This is a genomic window from Citrobacter sp. CK189, from assembly GCF_030333505.1.
In the GTDB taxonomy this organism is placed as follows: domain Bacteria; phylum Pseudomonadota; class Gammaproteobacteria; order Enterobacterales; family Enterobacteriaceae; genus Citrobacter_B; species Citrobacter_B koseri.
In genome coordinates, this window is the sequence record NZ_JAOWFV010000038.1 from 883595 (window position 1) to 902425 (window position 18831).

Annotated in this window: 9 protein-coding genes; 2 read left to right on the forward strand and 7 right to left on the reverse strand. The window is 57.3% G+C overall.

Going from position 1 to position 18831, the window contains the following annotated elements:
- Positions 1 to 137 precede the first annotated feature (137 nt).
- Both OGV83_RS14165 and OGV83_RS14170 read right to left on the reverse strand, forming a co-directional pair.
- Positions 138 to 644: an SRPBCC family protein gene (locus tag OGV83_RS14165; RefSeq protein WP_043016095.1), complete on the reverse strand. Its 507-nt coding sequence runs from the start codon at positions 642 to 644 to the stop codon at positions 138 to 140.
- A gap of 133 nt (positions 645 to 777) precedes the next feature.
- Entirely contained in the window at positions 778 to 1686 is a 909-nt protein-coding gene (locus OGV83_RS14170) for a LysR family transcriptional regulator (RefSeq protein WP_044715031.1), read from the reverse strand.
- 365 nt (positions 1687 to 2051) lie between these two features.
- Here OGV83_RS14170 and OGV83_RS14175 point away from each other — a divergent pair, with 365 nt between their 5' ends.
- A complete protein-coding gene (locus tag OGV83_RS14175) occupies positions 2052 to 2720 on the forward strand; it encodes an epoxyqueuosine reductase QueH (protein WP_024130285.1) in 669 nt (222 codons plus the stop codon).
- Between the two features lie 332 nt (positions 2721 to 3052).
- On the forward strand, positions 3053 to 3529 hold the full coding sequence (locus OGV83_RS14180; protein WP_024130286.1) for a GNAT family N-acetyltransferase: 477 nt from the start codon (positions 3053 to 3055) through the stop codon (positions 3527 to 3529).
- 162 nt (positions 3530 to 3691) lie between these two features.
- Here the strand turns inward: OGV83_RS14180 and fyuA are convergent, their stop codons facing one another.
- The 5 genes from fyuA to irp1 form a co-directional block, all read right to left on the reverse strand.
- Complete coding sequence (fyuA, locus tag OGV83_RS14185) at positions 3692 to 5713, reverse strand: siderophore yersiniabactin receptor FyuA (protein ID WP_002212885.1); 2022 nt, start codon at positions 5711 to 5713, stop codon at positions 3692 to 3694.
- A gap of 130 nt (positions 5714 to 5843) precedes the next feature.
- Entirely contained in the window at positions 5844 to 7421 is a 1578-nt protein-coding gene (gene ybtE, locus OGV83_RS14190; RefSeq protein WP_110494172.1) for a yersiniabactin biosynthesis salycil-AMP ligase YbtE, read from the reverse strand.
- Between the two features lie 3 nt (positions 7422 to 7424).
- A complete protein-coding gene (gene ybtT, locus OGV83_RS14195) occupies positions 7425 to 8228 on the reverse strand; it encodes a yersiniabactin biosynthesis thioesterase YbtT (protein ID WP_064145964.1) in 804 nt (267 codons plus the stop codon).
- Positions 8225 to 9325, reverse strand: coding sequence for a yersiniabactin biosynthesis oxidoreductase YbtU (gene ybtU, locus OGV83_RS14200; protein ID WP_248622723.1), 1101 nt, complete (start codon positions 9323 to 9325; stop codon positions 8225 to 8227). Before ybtU ends, ybtT begins: the two co-directional genes overlap by 4 nt.
- Positions 9322 to 18813, reverse strand: coding sequence for a yersiniabactin polyketide synthase HMWP1 (gene irp1, locus OGV83_RS14205; protein WP_286463844.1), 9492 nt, complete (start codon positions 18811 to 18813; stop codon positions 9322 to 9324). The genes ybtU and irp1 overlap by 4 nt, the downstream gene beginning before the upstream one ends.
- Positions 18814 to 18831 lie beyond the last annotated feature (18 nt).

Genomic DNA, 18831 nt, shown 5'->3' on the forward strand with positions numbered 1-18831 from the left:
TTACAGATATGGCCGCGCGGTGTCACTTGCGGGGGTTACATGATTTACCTGTAATCAAGTGCAATAGCAAACGGGCAAATATTCTTGAGGCTACGGGGAAGTGCAGCCTCAGTGATATGACTGTGGAAAGCGGTTTATTATTTCTTTGCTGCTCGAATCAGGCCGTCAAGCCATTCCTGATGACCATTAAGCATTGGGTTCGGGCGGGTATTTGCCAGATCTTTTGCCGGGACTCCGTTCTGTGTTTCCTGCGTTAGGATACGGACCCTGTGACCGGAAAGATCCTCCAGTAGCCACGCATGATGGACATCGAGTCGTTGAGCGGTATCTTTTTCACCGGCCCATCCGTGCCATGCCAGACGAGCAGGTTTACCTTCAGCAGGTGGAACAAACTCCACAACCTGAGCTTCAACTGGGAAACCAAACGTGCTGAAGTAGAAGCGAACCCCATTTTCCAATTCTGGACCTTTGTTGTCATAAAAGCGCACATCGGCGGAATTTTTATAGTATTCCGGCCATAGCAATGGCTGACTCAGGAGCGGCCAGACATCATTGACGTTCAGACCTGAGATGATCATTTCATTAGAAACAAAGTTATCGGTAAAACCCGGAACAAAGCCTTCTGGCCAGTTAATCGCGTTCATAAATTTCTCCAATTGCTATAGTTGAGTGCACTGCGTGTGTCATTACGGCAGTAACGTGATGACAGTGATTATTGGTGCAATGGAGTTATAAGGCGAATTGTCATTACTTATATTCTTAATAAGATAAATTATATCAGGACGCGGGATGTTGGCTTACTTCTGCGCATAAAGCACGAATCCACTGATGACTTGGGTCACGATGGGTTCGCTCATGCCAGGCCATGCTCTTGGTAAAGCCGGGTACTTTCAGGGGCAAAGGGAGAATGATGAGATCGTTGTTAGTCAGGACCATGCGGTGAGGTACAACTGCAATCATATCAGTCACTCGCAATATATCAGGTATCACCTGAAAACTATTAACTGACATGCCTACTCGTCGTGTCAGACTGAGCTTAGCCAGTGCTTCATCTGTAACACCGGTGAAGTTACCTTCTGAAGACACCAGAATATGTTCCTGTTTGCAAAATTGTTCGAGCGTCATTTCTGAACTCGCTGCCAGAGGATGATGACGTCGTGCTACGCAGACATAATCTTCTTCATAGAGCGCTCTTCCATGCAGGTCTTCGGGGGTTGTTTGCGGTGTTATCAAAGCCAGATCAACTTCACCCCGAGACAACTGCTGATACATTCGCTCATTGTCCACGGGCCGCACGGCGATTTTAATATACGGTGCACGTTGTTTTAGCTCAGCCATCAACGGAACGACAACAGCCTTAAGTGCATAGTCCGTTGCGACGATGGTATAAGTCAGTTCCACCGTCACGGGATCAAATTTCTTTGGTTTCAGCAGGATAGCGATATCGGTGAGGATTTGTTTTACCGGCGTAGAAAGTTCGTTGGCCCGCATTGTGGGGACCATACCGTGGCTGGTGCGAACAAAGAGTGGATCGTCAAAGTAATCACGCAAGCGAATAAGCATACCACTGACGGCAGGCTGCGTCAGGGAGAGGCGCTGTGCAGCCCGAGTCACGCTTCCCTCATCCAGTAATGCATCAAGGGCCTTAAGAAGGTTAAGGTCGAGGGTTCTGATATCATTTTTCATAATGAACTAGCCTGACAGATATTAAAATTTTAATTCAGGCTAAATGCTCGGGAAAAGGTTGTCTAGAAGGTTTGCGAGTGTTTTCCTTTTGGGGGAACTTCCATTTCTGGATGGTAAGCCTTGTACGGATAAGTCCGCTCTTCGCTCAAAGCGGACCTGACAGACAACTGTACTGTCCGCTGTGTGCCAGGAGCGGAAGTTTAATTGTTCTGACCAGCTCTCAAATCGCGGTCAGATTTTGTCGACCGTTTCAGATGCTTCTCAGCAAACCTTTGTTCAACGACAACAGCGACTTCTTAATTTCGTTATCGCCGATGTGAATGCTAAAATTCCTGAAAGTTTCACTATTGCCAAAGCATCCATTTATGAAGAACGCTGATTTTAAACGCCCGCAACTGACGCTGCCGAACGGCGCAGACAAGCTACTGCTGCACTCGTGCTGTGCGCCCTGTTCGGGGGAAGTCATGGAGGCGATTCAGGCCTCGGGCATTGATTACACAATTTTCTTTTATAACCCTAATATTCATCCGCAAAAGGAGTACCTCATCCGTAAGGAGGAGAATATCCGTTTTGCCGAAAAACACGGCGTGCCTTTTGTTGATGCGGATTACGACACCGACAACTGGTTCGAGCGTGCGAAAGGGATGGAGTGGGAGCCTGAGCGCGGTGTTCGGTGTACCATGTGCTTTGATATGCGCTTTGAACGCACCGCGCTGTATGCCGCGGAACATGGGTTCAGCGTGATCAGCAGCTCACTCGGGATTTCCCGCTGGAAGAATATGCAGCAGATTAACGACTGCGGACAACGCGCTGCTGCGCATTATCCGGGAATGGCATACTGGGATTACAACTGGCGTAAGCAGGGCGGGTCATCGCGCATGATTGAGATCAGCAAACGCGAGCAGTTTTACCAGCAGGAGTATTGTGGCTGCGTCTATTCACTGCGTGATACTAATATGCACCGTAAATCGCAGGGCAGGCCGCTCATCAAACTCGGTAAACTTTACTACGGTAAGGAAGGTGAAGAACAGTAATACCAGAAGCCCACATTCGCATGTGGGCTTCTGTAAACATTGGCACAACCACGGCGTTTATCCCATATATTGCATTCATTCTTGTAACGTAAGGACACTGACACTAAATAAAAGCCAGCACCATCTTCGAAACCATTGGCTGCTATTCGCTCACAGCGGACTTTTAGCCCAGTTAACGTGTCCGCTGTGTGCCAGGAGCGGACATTAATACCCTTTTTATGTTAATCACCTGGCCTGAACGCGTATTTAGAAGTGAATACGATTGACGATAGAGGACTGCATCGTCATTAATATATTCATATTTTCAGCATGATAAGGGTGAGGGGACAGGTGTGATTTCTTTCCGAATGATGACAAAAGATGAGTATCCTGCTTATCTCGAATATTTTGTTAATGATTATGCATATGAGATCGAATCAAACTACGGGGCATCCCTTCGTGATTCTCTTGCCAGAGCGAAGCAGGAAATTTCGGAAATGCTTCCCGATGGAGTTAATACTCATGGGCAAGTATTAATGTGTATTGTTGCTCAGTCGGACAAGGCTAACAACCATGTAGGTTATCTCTGGTACAAACCAGACTCGACTAAGCACACTGTTTTTATCTACGATTTTCATATTTTCAACTCCAGTCAGGGGTTGGGGCTTGGCAAACAATCTCTACGTGCTTTTGAAGAGTATCTGCAAGCGAAGGGCTTTAAAGAGATCAGATTGCGTGTTGCAGGTGATAATGCTCGCGCCCGGCATGTCTATGAAACCAGCGGATTCAGGGTTACGGGTATCAATATGAGCAAACCTATTACGGACTGAGACACTGACACTAAATAAAAGCCAGTAACATCTTCAAAACCATGTCTGCTCCTCACTCACAGCCAACAGCCAGATTTGAAACTGGCAGCTCAAGTCTGAGCTGCCCTGGGCGGGATAAGCGCATCAGGGATGCCGTCACGGCATCCCTGTTTGTTTAAAGGATCAGAAGAAATCAATTCGCGTATTGATACCGACGGTGCGCCCCATATTGACCTGCGCGACGGCGCTGCTGCCGTTCATGTAGCCATAGGTACGGTAACGACGGTCGAACAGGTTATCGACATAGACGGAAATGTTCATCCGTTCAGTCGCCTGCCAGCCCAGGCTGCTGTCCAGGGTGGCATAGGTGCCTTGCCGCAACTGGTTGTCGCCATCGAAATAATGCGGCCCGACCAGATTAACCGCCAGTCGGGGCATCAGTGCGCCATAGCGCGTATCAATCACGCCGTTCACGCTGCTTCCCGCGCCATAACGTGGTACGAACGGCACCCGGTTGCCGTGATACAACTCACTGTCATTGGTGAATTCGGAACGGATCACGTTGCCATTGATATCCCATGACCAGCCTGGCGCAAACCGCCACTTCGCTTCAAGCTCAACGCCGGTGGCGTCGGCTTTACCCGCATTGCTTAATGTCTGCATCCTGACCGGGCCAGAGTAAAGCTGCATGTCTTTGGTGTGGGTATAAAACGTCGCGGCTTGCAGCGTGACGTCAGCGGTTTCGTAGCGGGTGCCAAGTTCATAGTTGATGGATTTCTCGGCGACGAACGGTTTAGCATCAAGACCCGCAGTAGGCACGATGTTGTACCCGGAAGGTTTATATCCCTGGGCTACACGGGTATACACTCTCCAGTCGTCGGTCAGCATATAGCCTGCGGATAGCTGCCCGAGCACCTGATCGTCATTGCTCTTACCCTGGTCGCCAAACGGGTTGCCGAGCATGCTGCCGTGATATTGTGTACTGGATTTATCATGCGAGAAGCGCACGCCGCCGCCGATATCAAAACGATCGGTTAAATGCCAGGTCAGGTCACTGTATGCGGCCAGCGTTTCAGCGGTGGTATAGCCGGTACTGCTTAAATAAGGCATTGTCGGCATGTCGTAGGCTGAATTTAACTTCTCGCGGGTGTTCTGCCGGTACAGCCCAAACACCATATCAACGGTACGCGCATCGCCCAGGGTTGCGGCGCGCAGCTCCTGCACATCCTGATTCCAGCGCTGAGGCATATTGACGATTAACGAACCGGAAGGGAAGGTGCGCGAATAATGCTGCTGCTGCCAGGCGCTGATCAGGTTGAAAACCCAGTCATCGGTGGTGTATTTCCCACTCAGGGTCTGGCTGTCAGTGCAGCGCCGCATGTACGGGTCTGGTGAACCATCGCTGATCGACAGCTTACGGCCCTTAATATCATTCCATCCCACATAGGCGTCCTGGGTGGCGCGGGTACATTCGCGTGAGGCGGCAAAGCCCATTTCCCAGGGCTGGTCGTCTGGGGCGAGACGCAGTTTCACATTCCCTATGCTGGCGCGGGTGCCGCCTAAATCATCGCTTCCCGTCGCGGGGTTAATCATGTCGCCGTCATCAACCTGACGTAACAGGGTGACGCTGCCGTACAGCAGGCCATCCTGAATGGGGCCGCTCAGGTTGAACTTACTTCGATAACTGTCGCGGCTACTGACGCCGCCTTCAATATAGCCGCGCGGCGTGCTGTCCGGCTGCTGGGTGACGATGTTGATGATCCCGCCCTGAGCGCTTTTGCCATATAACGTTCCCTGTGGGCCTCGCAGCAACTCCACGCTTTGCACATCGGTAAGCGCCTGGATGGTGTTGGTGGAAAGCTGAGGGACGCCATCGACATACAGGGTGACGGCGGGGTTATAGAAGTCCTGCGCCGAAGAGACGCCGCGTAGCGAGATCGTCGAAAAAAGCATGTTGCCGCTATTTTCAATATTAAGCCCGGGCAACACTCTGGGGAGTTTGTCGCTGGCGGTGACGCCGGCGTCGCTTAATTCCGGCGCGCTGACAACAGTAGACGAGACGTTGTTGGCTGATGCCGAGCGGGAAGATTGTTTACTGGCGGTAACCACCAGCGTGCTTTCGTCTTGCTGTGAAGTCTGGGCATTAGCAATGGCGGGGAGCAATAATCCCCCCAAGGCCAGAGGATAAAGCCGTGTCATTTTCATTGTTGTGAGTCCCTGTAAGACGGCGAAACGCCAAAAATACCGACAATGGTGAATTGAAAATGATAACTATTTCTAATAGTGGTGCTACCCGAAACGGTTTTATTTCAACCTGTTTCGGGTCGGTTTGCGCTTATTGGGCTGAATGGCGATAACGGTCGACGGCGAGAGCCGTCAGGCGTTTTTTGTCTATCTTGCCGACGGCGGTGAGCGGCCAGTGGTCCAGAAACTCGATTTGGTCAGGAATTTTCCACGCGCTGAGTCCCATACGGGTCAGTTGTTGACGCAACTGTTGATAGCCAGTTGGCACCTGCTGCGCGATGATAAACGCGCAAATCCGCTCGCCAAGCAGCGTGTCCGGCGCGGCGACCACCGCGCAATCTTGCACTTCCGCTAAACGCAGCAGTGCCGATTCCACTTCAGCCGCGGCTATTTTTTCTCCGGCGCGGTTGATCTGCTCTTTTATGCGCCCCTCAACGTGCAGGTTCCCCGCCTCATCCAGCCTGACATTGTCGCCTGTGCGGTAAAACCCTTGTGCAGTAAAGGCCTGCGCGTTGTGGGCAGGGGTGCGGTAATAGCCCGAAATGGTATAAGGGCCGCGCGTTAACAATTGCCCGGTTTCGCCTGGCGCGACGTCGTTCTCGTCTTGATCAACGATGCGGATTTCATCCAGAGGGGATAACGGGCGCCCCTGGCTGTGGAGAATGGTGGTATGCGGATCGTCCAGCCGGGTAAAACAGAGCAGGCCTTCCGCCATACCGAAGACCTGTTGCAGGGTACAGTCAAAGGTGGCGATAACCTGCTCAGCAAGCGTCGGGTCGAGCCGGGCGCCGCCTGCCTGAATGACGCGCAGCGACGAAAGGTCGCTGTCTTCCCACTCCCTGGCCTGCACCCATAATTGCGCCAGCGCCGGAACCAGGGCGACGTGAGTCACGCCTTCCTGCGCGATTAAAGGCATCACCTCATCACAGCTGGCGCTGTCGGTCAGCACCACTTTTCCGCCGCAGGCAAGCGTTCCCAGAATGCCGGGGCAGGCCAGCGGAAAGTTATGTGCCACCGGGAGGACGGCGAGATATACGCTCTGTTGACTGATGCCGCACAGTTCAGCAGAAGCGCTGAAGTTATAGCTATAGTCGGCATGTCGGCGCGGGATGAGTTTGGGCGTGCCGGTTGTGCCGCCTGAAAGCAACAACAACGCGGTGGCGGAAACATCAGGCTGCGGCCATGCCTGCCGCTCACCGTGAAGGGAGAAGAGCGGCGTAAAATCGTCGCTCACGGTCTCTCCTGCGACCAGGATATGACGCAAGCAGGCATGTTTGTGCATCATCTGTCGGGCCAGCTCTGCGTGGTTTTCCCCGTGAATAACGTAAGCGACGGGTTGCGCCAGCTCAATCAGCGCGTCGATATCCAGCGCCCGTTGCGAGGGCATCGCCAGCACGGGGATAACGCCCAGTCTTAACAAGGCGAACAGCAGGGTAACAAACGCGTTGTCGTTGGGAAGCTGCACAATTACATGCTCCCCCGAACGCAAACCCAGTGATGACAGACCTGCGGCAAGTTCGTCAACCCGTGCATCAAGCGCGCTGTAGGTTAACGACCCCTTTGCATCAACGACGGCAATTCGCGAGGCATAACGAGCCGCCCAGTGGCGCAACTGTTCGGCAATGGGTAAGGGATACTGTTCAATCAGAGATTCAAAGGAAGAGTTCATGCGTCACCTTTCTGAAGTACTGGGCTGTTTTTGCAACGCGGTCATTGCAGAAAATGCGTGGGGAAAATGGCGGACAATCTGCGTAAAAAAGGACCGGGCTTGTTGAATGGGATAGAAATGATCGCCGTCAATCACCACCGGGCCTGTAACGTGGCTCAGCCACTGGCTCCAGGCATCAACCTGCTGCCAGGAGGCTTCGCGATCGTGGCTGCCGCACAATAACAGCGCAGGCGTGCGCAGCGGCGGACAGACGCCGGGCGAGTCGTAGTGATAGCTCTCGGTGGCGTAAAAATCAGCGCGCAGAAGAGGAAGAAACAGCGACATTAATTCCTGGTTTTCCCGCAGTTCAGGAGAACATCCGCCAATGTCTATCAGTTCAGCGATAAAGTCGGCATCATCGCGATGGCTGAGCTGGCGTTCAGAATGCAGATGCGGGGCATGGCACCCGGAAATAATCAGTCCTTGCGGCGCATGCCTCCGTTGCTCCAGAAGCCGGCAGGTTTCAAACGCCACCTGCGCCCCCATGCTGTGCCCGGCGAGTAAAAGCGGCGTGTCAGGCGATACGGATGCTTCCAGCTCGTTCGCCAGCAGTGCCGCCAGTTGTGTAATGCTTCTGAGCGGTTCCAGATGGCGAAGGCGATCGCGCCCCGGCCAGATCACCAGAGAAAGCGCGCAATCAGCCAGTTGCTCAGCTTGCCAGTGGCGAAACGCGCTACTGCTGCCGCCAGCGAAAGGGCACATGACCAGATGCGCAGTATTGCCGTTCCGGGCGGGCCACAGCGGGATGCACATTACAGATTGCGTCACAGCGCCTCCTTATCATCATCGTTGTAGAAACCGGCTAACCGGTCGTGGTGCGGCGGCGTCAGGCGTCTGATCTCCGCATTGCCGGTCTTACGTAAAATCTGCTGCCATAACCGTGATAACGCGATCTGATGTACGCTTTGGCAGGCCGCTGGTGGATGTTCGCCCGCCAGATGGCTGCGCAACTGGTGTAGCAACCAGCTGACGCCCTCCGGCCCGACGGTTTCGCAGCAGTCACGCCAGCTCAGGGGCGCCGCGCTGCGCGTCAGACCCGGCGGATCGCGCAGGATCTCCGGTCTGCGGTAGAGACTGTGGGCGTTCTCCTGATGGTCTGCGACAAACAGGCTGGATGACCAGATGACGGGGCCGTAGCTCGCCTCCAGCGAAAGATGACCTTCCGGCCAGCCCAGCAGCAGGCGGTGCATGATAAGGCTATGCATATCTGGATCGTCAGGATCGAGATAGCGCTGAAGCAGCAGACAGGCTTCTCCCTCCGGCCAGAAGAGTCTCAGACAGTGAAAATCGCTAAAGCTGCCAACCACGTCGCACTCTACGGCGGCGGCATCAACGCCCAGAGCCAGCAACAACAAATCCAGCGTGGAGTAGAGCAACTGTCGGCTGGTGGTGGCGTGGACTACCGGCGGCGTCTTAGCCAGGCAGCGACGCAGCTGCTGCGCATCGCGAATCCATGTGCGTCCCGCGCGCGTATGCGGATAAAACGTGTTTATCCAATAGCGGCAGCCCTGTTCCTGCGCCAGCGTTTGTAAGGAACTGATGTCATCCGGGTGGAGGGGATGCTCCTGAATGACGTGTACGCCGCGCGCCAGAAAGTGTCTGGCAAGCTGCGTACCGGTTCCTCCGGCGACGGTCGAACGCACGACAATACAGGCGATATCCGGCATCCTGGTTATCTGTTCCGGCGAGGTATACAGCGGAATGCCAAACGCATGGGCCAGCTCTCTTGAGCGAGCGCTTCCCTGCGCCAGCAGGCCGACCAGTTCCAGCCCCTCCGGGGGCTGCATAAAGGCATTCAGGTACATTTCGCCAAATTTGGCGCCCACAATCAGTACGCGTTGTTTTGGGGAGGCGGACGGCATCATAACGTGTTCTCCGGTTGCGTTGAGGTTGCGCAAAGCCAGCGCGTAATGTGTTGCGCACAAGCCTGAACGTGGGGGGCTTCCATCATGATTTGCCAGTGGCTGGCTTCAATCACAGCGTCGTCGGCGTTGTTTATCCAGCCCTGCCACTCGGTTTCTGCTGGCGTCCAGCGCGCGGGTCTCCCGGCGGCATACACCATGAGACAGGGGACAGGAACGCTTTCGCCCGGCGTATGCCCAGTCAGTAAACGCAGCAGATGCGCGATGTTGTCGAGCCACGTTTCTGCCGCTTGCAGCGTCAGGTTTTGCGACACCATACCGGCCGTTTTAGCGAGGCTGATAAAGTCGGCAAGCTGGCTGTCGGGCGTCTGCTGGTCGAAATGTTCGGGCAGTGCCAGAGGCGTTTGTCCTTCGGCTAACAGGCGCAGCAGGGCCGCCCGGTTTTCGCAACAGAAATCCTGTCGGCACACGGGATCGATTAACGCGATCCGAACCTGCTCGCCTTTGGCGTACAGGCGCTGTGCGGCGCCCGCCGCGAGAAACGCGCCATACGACCAACCCGCCAGTACATAAGGGCCGTGAGGCTGCTGGCGACGGATGCACCCGACATACTCATCGATCATCTGGTCAAGCGTGGCAAAGCGCTGCGGCGATTTTGCTTGCAGGCCGAAAACGCGCCTGTTCAGCGCGCTGGCGAGCGGCAGCCAGGCGCTGATATCGCCGTCCGAAGCGTGGAAGACGAACAGGGTTTCGTCGCCGTCGCCCTGGCAAAGGGGTATCGGGTTATCCTCTCCTGACGTAGCCGCCTGTAGATGGGCGCAGAAGTCGCTCAGCGTCGAATGGCTGAACAGATCCTGAAGGTTAGCCCTGGCAATCCCTCTCCGGTTTAGCTGCGCGACCATCCTTGTCGCCATCAGGCTGTCGCCGCCCAGTTCGAAAAAGTCGTGATGCCTTGCCACGGGGCGAGACAGCAGCGATTGCCAGAGTTCAGCCACCTGTTTTTCCAGCGCCGGATTCCCCCCGGCAACTGGCGTGGGTTTGGCTGGCTCAATCAGCGCATCAGACGGGGCATGCAGCGGCGTAAATAACGCTTCTCTTTGCCGGATCTGTAAAACGGGCAGACCGGTGCCAAAGCGCTGCTGTAAATAGCGGCTCACGGCTTCTTTATCCGGGCGATTTACGCCAGGCGAACGCGCCAGCAGCAGATGCTGACGCAGCGGCGACGATTCCTGCGCGGGCCACGCCAGCTCGTTTGCAAACCCGGCCTGAACGAGAACCTCCTGCCATGCGGAGCGGGTGAGCATCGGTTTCTCATCCCGGCGGCGGAAATCGCGGTATCCGCTTAATCCCTCAATAAAGCCCACGCTCGCCAGCTGGAATACGCTGTTTCGCTCCGTCGCTTCAACGATCAGCAAACGTCCGCCGGCTTTCAGCAACAGTTTTAATCTGCGCAACGTCTGGACGACATGGCTGGCGTCGTGGAGCACATTGACGGCAACGATCAGGTCGTAACCCGCTTCCGGGTGGGCGGTGAAATCCAGCGGCTGGTTGATGTCGAACAAGGCATAAGACACCCGCGATTCATCATGGAAACGGGCTCTGGCGTCATTGAGGAACTGCGCGGAGACGTCCGTGAAGTGGTACGACTGCCGCGTGTTCCGCGTGGCCTTCAGCACCGGCGCGGTAGTGGCTGCGGTTCCGGCGCCAACCTCCAGAATCCGTTCTGCGCCGCACAAGGCGGCAATCTGCGCGGTATAGCGATTCAGACAGGCGCTGGCGGGGTTGTCGCGATACAGCGCGTCGGTCACGCGATGCTGCTCGTTGAACAGCAATTCCAGCGGAGAACACTGCCCGGAGAAGAGGGCGTCGTGCCGGGCGATGCAGGTTTCCAGATACTGCGCCAGCGCCTGGCTCCATTGGCTTGGCGGGCACGCTTCCTGAGGCTCAGGAATCTCGCTGAGCGGAACGCGGCAGCGCCAGCTTTCACCCTCGCGGATTAACCACTCTCTTTCCGTCAGACACTGTAGCCACTGGCGCAGCAGACGCTGGTGAGACGCTTGCGCGGACAGCGCCTGTACTATTGCGCTAAAGCGATGGGCGATCTCCGGCGTGGTAAACAGGCCGTGACGATTTAGCGTAGCCGCGATCCCCTGTAGCGCACGCGCCTCCAACCAGCGCCAGGTCGCCTCCAGCTCATCAAGCTGCGCCTGCTCAGGCAACGGCAGCGCCAGTTGGGTAAGTTCGTGCTCATCAGGCGTCGCCGCTGATGGCGACGGATCGTCGGCCATTACGATATCCAGCGTCAACGCGCCCTGTTCGGTCATTTCCGCTCTGGCCTGCCGGATGCCGGGGTATTCGAGCGTCGCCTGCTCAATATCCCGCAGGTCGTAGTCCGCCTGCGCGTTCAGCGGCCAGCGTCGGCGGGGAATGTGCCCGGCGATGCCGCTGGCGAGAGTCTTCAGGCTTTCAGGGGCGGCGATGACGGCTTGCAGGATGGCGCAGTAGTCATTAAACATCGCCTCGGCAGCGCCGGGTTCCAGCACATTGTCCATGCAGTACCAGCTAAACATCAACTCGCCGTCGCTCTCCATGACCTGATGATCCAGCCAGACCTGCGGCGTTTGCGTGAACACATAGCAGGGTTCGCCGAACAGATGGCTCATCGCCTGATCGATAGTCATGCCTTCCAGCGTCATCCCCAGCATACTGGTAAACACCACCGGCATCAGCGGTTGACGTTGTGACCCGCGCAGGCGGCCCAGTTCGCGGATCACCTCAACACCGTTCATTTCACTGTGCGCCATGTTTTGCCAGAGGCGCTGTTGGGTCTGTTGCATCTGCTCTTGCAACGTCACCGGCGTTGAGAAGTTAAAATCAACCAGCGTGACGGAGGTAAAATCACCAATCAACTGGTTGATTTGCGGATGGATCGGCTGGCGATTGAAGAACGTCAGGTTCAGCGTAAATGCCGTGGTGCGGCTCCAGCGCTCAAGGGTGGCGGCAAACAGCGTGAGCAGCGCGGCAGACGGTGTGACGCCTTGCTGCTGCCAGCGCTGTTTCACGGCCTGCCATTCTGTCTTGCCGATCGTCGATTTGAAGGTGGTGAAGTGTGGCGTTTCCGGGGGCGTCTCAACCACCGGCAGCTCTGGCGCTAAGGGCAGTTGCGGCAGTTTTTCCTGCCAGTAATCCCAGGCATCGTGCCATGCCGATGTCTGTCGGCGCGCCTGTTCAGCCATCACATAATCACGGAAGGTAATAGCGAGCGGCGCCAGCGTTTCACCGCGCCAGACCTGCGCCAGGTCGTCCATCATGACTTTAAAACTCTGCACATCAAACTGCAAAAGGTCGAGGTTCATGTGCAGGCGGTAATGGCAATCGTCGATTTCGCTGACCACCAGCTCAAAGAGAGGCCACTGGTCGGCAGGCAAAACGCGATAGCTCAGTTCATGCCGCCGTTTTTCCAGCGCGATGCGCTGTTCTTCCGGGGAAAGCGCGCGCAGATCGTTACGCTGGATGTGATACTCCGGCGTTGTCGCCAGGACTCGCTGCTGCCCGTCGGCATCAACCACCATGCGCAACATATCGTGGCGTGCGATAAGCTGGTTCCATGCTTTCTCCAGTATGGCGAGATCGAACTCATCGTGGCGTTTATCCCACTCAAACAGGACGTGACAGGCGACGCCGCCATAGCCAATGAGGTGGGTTCGCCCCAGCCAGTAGGCGTGCTGAATGGGCGTCAAAGGGAAGGGCGCATAACGCTTGTCGGCGTCGTGCTGCAACACTTCCGGCTGCGAAGCGGCAGGCGTCGTCTCTGGCTTAGAACAGATAAGCTGCGTGAGTCCATGAGGAGACAGATCCTGCCACGCCCGTTCCGCATTGATGCGTACACCCAGGTAGTGCTGAATATCGCTACTGAGTTCAAGGAAGAGCAGCGAGTCCATGCCGAGTTGCAACAGATCCTGGTTTGGGCGCAGCGACGCTGGATCGCTCAGCCTTAGCTGAACCGCAATCCGCTTTTTCAGCCATGCCATCACCGCCGTTTCATCGCTCAGGCTGCCGTTAAAGGCGTTGTCATCAGCAGGAGGAATGACCGGCGTTGCGGCTTTTTCTGTGGCGCTGATGTTAAACAGAGCCTGTTGTAACGGGGGCATTTTGTCGGTAAAAACGCGCATCGCCAGTCGCCACGGGGCGCCGCGCATCACCGCCTGTTCCAGGTGCCAGCAGCCTTCGGCATCGCTTAACGCGCCCATACCACGGCTGGCGAGCGTCGCCAGCATTTCCGGCGTGGCCGCCCGACCGCTTTCTCCCCATGCGCCCCAGGCGACAGAGAGCGTTTTCGGCGCATCAAGGGTGGAAAACTGCTGGGCCAGCCCGTCCAGGTAGCCGCAGGCCAGCGCATGGGCGCTCTGACCCGGCGCGCCGAGGGTGGCGGCAGCGGAAGAGTAGAGAATAAGATAGCGTCCGTCGTGGTTGCGCAGGGTTTGCAACAGCTGGTTTGCCGCCTGCGCTTTTACCGCAAAAACGGTGGCCAGCTGGTGGTCGTCAAGCTCCTGCAAGGGCGCGTCAGCCAATACGCCAGCGGCATGAATCGCTCCGGCAATGCCGCCGTTGGCCGCCAGATCGTCAAGAACCGTGGCCAGTTGCCCGGCATCGCCCACATCACAACGGCAGACGCGCGTCTGCCCGCCCTCCACATCGCGTAGCCATGACTCATCCACGCGCGGCGCCAGCAGGGCGATGCGTCGCGCCCCTTTTTCTCTGAGCCAGTTCACGGCAAGGCGGCCTAATCCGCCAAACGCTCCGGTCACCAGATGCCAGCGGTTATCGCCGGTAAACACGTTTGCCGGTAATTCGGCGGCGCATCCCGTATTGGGCGCCAGTGAAGGGAGCCAGAGGGTGTCACCCCGCGCGGCGAGCCAGCGCTGTGATTGTGAGACTGCGCTTAACCCTTGATGCAGCGTTTCCCACGGGGTGTTTTCGGCGAGATCGATGGCGGCAATCAACCGTTCCGGCTGTTCGTTGGCCGCGACGCGAAGCAAGGCCCATAGCGCGTGATGGGACGCAGAGAGTGCTTCATTTTCCTCGACTCGCCACGCGCGGCGAGTAACCACAATCAATCCGGCTGCGCTGGCGGTGAGCGCTGCTATCACTTTCTCCGCTAAGGCCAGCGTATCCTCGCTCTCCTCAACAATCATCAGTCGCGAAGAGGCGTGCGGATCGTGAATGATGCCGTATTGCGCCAGCTCGTCGCTGCGCGCAAGCGTACCGGTGCTAAAGCTGAAGGTAAGCGGATGGTCAACGCTGGCGATGCTGAGGGGCGTCCAGCGCCATTGATAATGCGTCTGCGGCGCAGGAAGAGGCGCAGCGGGCGATAGCGGCAGCCACTCGCCAGCAGGATGACGGGCTTCAACGTGCATCTGACCGCGGGAAAAGGCTTCGTTTTGCCAGCTTAAGCGAACCTCCCCCAGCCACTCCGGGGCGACGACGGGGGGCGGTTCCACAGGCAGAGCGTCGCCATGACGCTGTGAGAGCAGACGCCAGGCCTCCTGCCAGCGGGCGTTAAACCGTTCAGTCTGACCTGCGCAATCAGACCAGTCGGCGAGATAATCACCGTTATCCGTCAGCGCCTGTCCCAACACGGGTTCTGATGGCGCGGTGAATGTTACGGCGCTAACCGCCTGACCGGGCAGCGTGGCGAGAATGATATGTTCGCTCATCCCGGCGGTCGGGCTGCCATCCTGCGGTAGCCATGCCACTTTGCTGAATCCGGCGTGGCGGCACTGTTGCTGCCACTGAGCGGTGGTGAGGAATAACTCACCTTCGCGGGCGTCGAGATCCTGTAGCGGAAGAACCAGCGGGCCGAAAACGAAGTCAAACAGACGCATTGGCTGGGTGATTTCGCGCATCAGCAGGCGCCCGCCCGACTTGAGCAGGGGGCGCAGATTATCGAGCGTGCGACCAATATGGCGGGTGGCGTGAATCACGTTCGCCGCCACGATAAGATCGTAAGACTGTGCCTGGAAGCCCTGAGACTGCGCCTCTTTTTCGAGATCCAGCTCGCTATACTTCACAAAATCATAGTCGGCGAATTTCTGCTGGGCGCGGCGGGTGAACAGCGCCGAGATATCGGTGAAATGGTACTCCAGTGCCGGAACGCCGTTAAGTTCCGGCAGCAGCCACGCGGTGGTGCCGCCGGTTCCGCCGCCAACTTCAAGAATACGCAACGGCTGGCGGGGCTGACGCGTCTGGACAATGCCGCGTAATACCCCGGCGGCGATTTGGTTGAAATAGCGGCCAAAGCTGAATTCCTGATACAGCACCTCCACGCCGTCGGAGGCGCTTTGCGGGAAGATAATCGCCACCGGTTCTTCCGCGCCGCTCATCATTTCATATAACCGATCGCCGGCACGGGCGATGGTGTCGGGAATAGCCTGAAAACCTTCACAATAACCGGCAAGTTCCGTCAGCAGTGATTCCCGCTGTTGATGTTCAATGGGGCGGGCGCGGACGTATCGCCCGTCGGTGCAGCGGTAATCGCCGTCGACCACGCAGTTATTCAGCAGGCGCTGGAGTAACTGCTGGTAGCGGGGCAGCAGACGTCCACGGCGCATGATGGTCATGGCGTCCACGCCGTTTTCAATGGCATCGCCGGTACAACGTTGTACCAGTTGATCGACGTAGATGGCGTGCAGTCGCGTGGCGCACTGTTTAAGCGCTTCCAGACGGGGGAGATCGAGCGCTGTCGCGGCGCGACGCGCCACCTCCAGCCCGGCAGACAGCGCTGCGTCGGCAGGTTCGCAGGCCGGGGAGACGCGCTCTTTCCAGTAACGCTCAGTATCAAACGGATAACATGGCGCAGCGATACGTTGTCCATCGCCCGCCAGCAGGTCGGCCCACGGTAGGGCGACGCCGGCAGCGTAAAGCTGGAGCAGGGCCTGATTGAGGACATCGCTCGCCTCTTTGTTACGCCGGGCGCTGGCTATCCAGTATGCGTTATCGCGGTATTCGCGCTGCCCGGAAGCAACCAACTGGGCATCGGGCCCCATCTCCAGAAAAACGCGGGCGCCGAGCTGATGCGCCACCTGAATACTCTGGATAAAACGCACCGGCTGGCGCATGTGTCGGCGCCAGTAATCCGCCTGGTTGAGCGTTGACTCATCAATGACGTCGGCGGTGAGCGTGGAAATAATCGGTATTTGCCCCGGCTCTGCGTGCAGCCCCGCGCAGGCGTCCTGGAACCGATCGAGTATCGGCTCCAGTAAAGCGGAGTGCGCCGCGCCGGTTACGCTCAGGCGACGATAGTTAATATCATGCTGCGAGAGCGTGGCGCAAAATACCGCGAGACGGGCTTCCGGCCCGGAAAATACCGTATGTTGCGTACCGTTGTTGGCGGCGAGATCCAGCTCAAACTGGCGAGCCAGCGGCATCAGCGTGTCTTCGTCTGCAAATACCGCCACCATCGCGCCGCTTGCGCATTGCTGCATTAGCGCGCCGCGCCGACAAACCAGTGGCATGACCTGTTCAATCGTATAGTGTCCGCAGACAACGGCAGCGGCAAATTCACCGACGGAATGCCCAATGGCGAAGTCTGGCTTCAGTCCTTCAGCGCGCCAGTGCGCCGCCATCGCGATTTCAAACGCGACAATCGCTGGCTGCGCCCAGGCCATATTGTCCAGCTGCGCCGAATCGGGGTTAAACATCGCTTCGCGCAGTAACGGCGTGAGCATTTCGCTACAGGCGGAAAAACAGCGATCCAGCGTGTCGGCAAACGCCGTTGAGTGCTGGTACATCGTTTGACCCATAGTGCGCCAGTGCGAGCCCTGGCCGGTAAACAGCCACACCTGCTTGCCGCTGGCGCCGTGGCCGCTGTAAACCAGCGCCCCCGATTTCTCACCGGCCCAGGCGCTGAGCGCAGCGGCGGTTTCACGGTTTAATGGCGCCGCCAGGCGGAAGGGAAGATCGAGACGGCGCGCGTGCAGGGCCGTGAAGGCCAGATTGCTGGCATCCGCATTCTCTCTCAGCGCCCCGGCATAATCCGTCGCCAGCCGCCGCAACGCGCTGTCGCTGGCGGCGCTGAGCAGCAGCGCGGTACTTTTTCTGCCGCCATCCGTATTGGGGAGGCGCGCGTTGAGCGCGTCGGGCAGCGAGGCGACGATCATATGGCAGTTGGTGCCGCCAATACCAAAGGAGGAGACGCCCGCATAGCGCATTTCGTCCTGCCACGCCTGCGCCGACACCGGTATGGTAAAGGGACTCTCTTCAAGCTTCAGCGCCGGGTTGGGGGTGTGAAAATTCAGTAAGGGTGGAATTTGCCCGCGGCTGACTGCCAGAACGGTTTTCAGCAGTCCGGCAATGCCCGCCGCGGTATCCAGATGGCCCATATTACTTTTCACGGAGCCGAGCGCACAGCGCCGATCCTGCGGGCGAGGCGCATAGACGTTGCGTAACGCTTCAATTTCAATCGCGTCGCCCAGCGGTGTGCCGGTGCCGTGGGTTTCAATGTAACCTACCTGCCTGTCGTCGATGGCCGCCAGCATTAACGCCTCTTCGATGACCGCCTGTTGCCCTGCGACGGAAGGGGCGGTATAGCCGACCTTTCTGTTGCCGTCGTTGTTGACCGCGCTGGAGAGGATCACCGAGATAATCGGATCGCCTGACAGCAGCGCGTCTCTCAGGCGACGCAGCACCACGCAGCCGAGACCGTTACCGGCCCAGGTGCCCTCAGCCGAGGCGTCAAAAGGACGACAGTGACCGTCAGGAGAGAAAATCATTCCGGGCTGGTAGCGGTAGCCCGCCTGCTGAGGGAAAGAGAGCGCCACGCCGCCGGCAACCGCCATATCGGATTCGCCTGCGCGCAGGCTTTCACAGGCCAGATGCACGGCAACCAGCGAGCTGGAGCAGGCGGTCTGTACCGATAACGCCGGGCCGTGCAGGTTGAGTTTGTACGCGGCGCGGGTGGCAATATAGTCTTTATCATTGCCCATCAGAGATTGCAGACCCTTTACCTGCGCGACTTCTGTCACGTTCAATGCTTCGCGACCGGGGTAGGTACTCATCCGGGAAGAGGCGAAAACGCCGGTCTTATGGGGGACGGCGCCGGGGGCATAACCGGCATGTTCCAGCGCATGCCAGACCGCCTGCAAAAACAGGCGCTGCTGCGGGTCCATCGACTCCGCTTCCTGTCGCGAATAGCCAAACAGGGTGGCGTCGAAGCAGTCGGCGTTGTCTAACACCGTACCGATATTGACATAATGAGGATCGTCAATGATGGCGGCATCCAGACCGACGGCCAGAAGCTCTTCGCGTGTAAAGCGCCGGCTGCATTCACGACCTTCCAGCAGATTTTGCCAGAACGTTTCGCCATCCGGCGATTCAGGAAAATGGCAGGCGTAGCCGATAACCGCGACAGGTTCGCAGTCCGGGTAGTGTTGAGCGATCGATGCATCAATGGAATCTGCTGTCGGCGCAGAAGAGAAGCGCAAGTTATCCATAATCGGTCCCGTTTCCTA

Bases quoted from the DNA above. Each gene is read 5' to 3' on its own strand.
- fyuA (WP_002212885.1), bottom strand. From the start codon at position 5,713: ATGAAAATGACACGGCTTTATCCTCTGGCCTTGGGGGGATTATTGCTC.
- OGV83_RS14175 (WP_024130285.1), top strand. From the start codon at position 2,052: ATGAAGAACGCTGATTTTAAACGCCCGCAACTGACGCTGCCGAACGGC.
- OGV83_RS14170 (WP_044715031.1), bottom strand. From the start codon at position 1,686: ATGAAAAATGATATCAGAACCCTCGACCTTAACCTTCTTAAGGCCCTT.
- ybtU (WP_248622723.1), bottom strand. From the start codon at position 9,325: ATGATGCCGTCCGCCTCCCCAAAACAACGCGTACTGATTGTGGGCGCC.
- ybtE (WP_110494172.1), bottom strand. From the start codon at position 7,421: ATGAACTCTTCCTTTGAATCTCTGATTGAACAGTATCCCTTACCCATT.
- irp1 (WP_286463844.1), bottom strand. From the start codon at position 18,813: ATGGATAACTTGCGCTTCTCTTCTGCGCCGACAGCAGATTCCATTGAT.
- OGV83_RS14165 (WP_043016095.1), bottom strand. From the start codon at position 644: ATGAACGCGATTAACTGGCCAGAAGGCTTTGTTCCGGGTTTTACCGAT.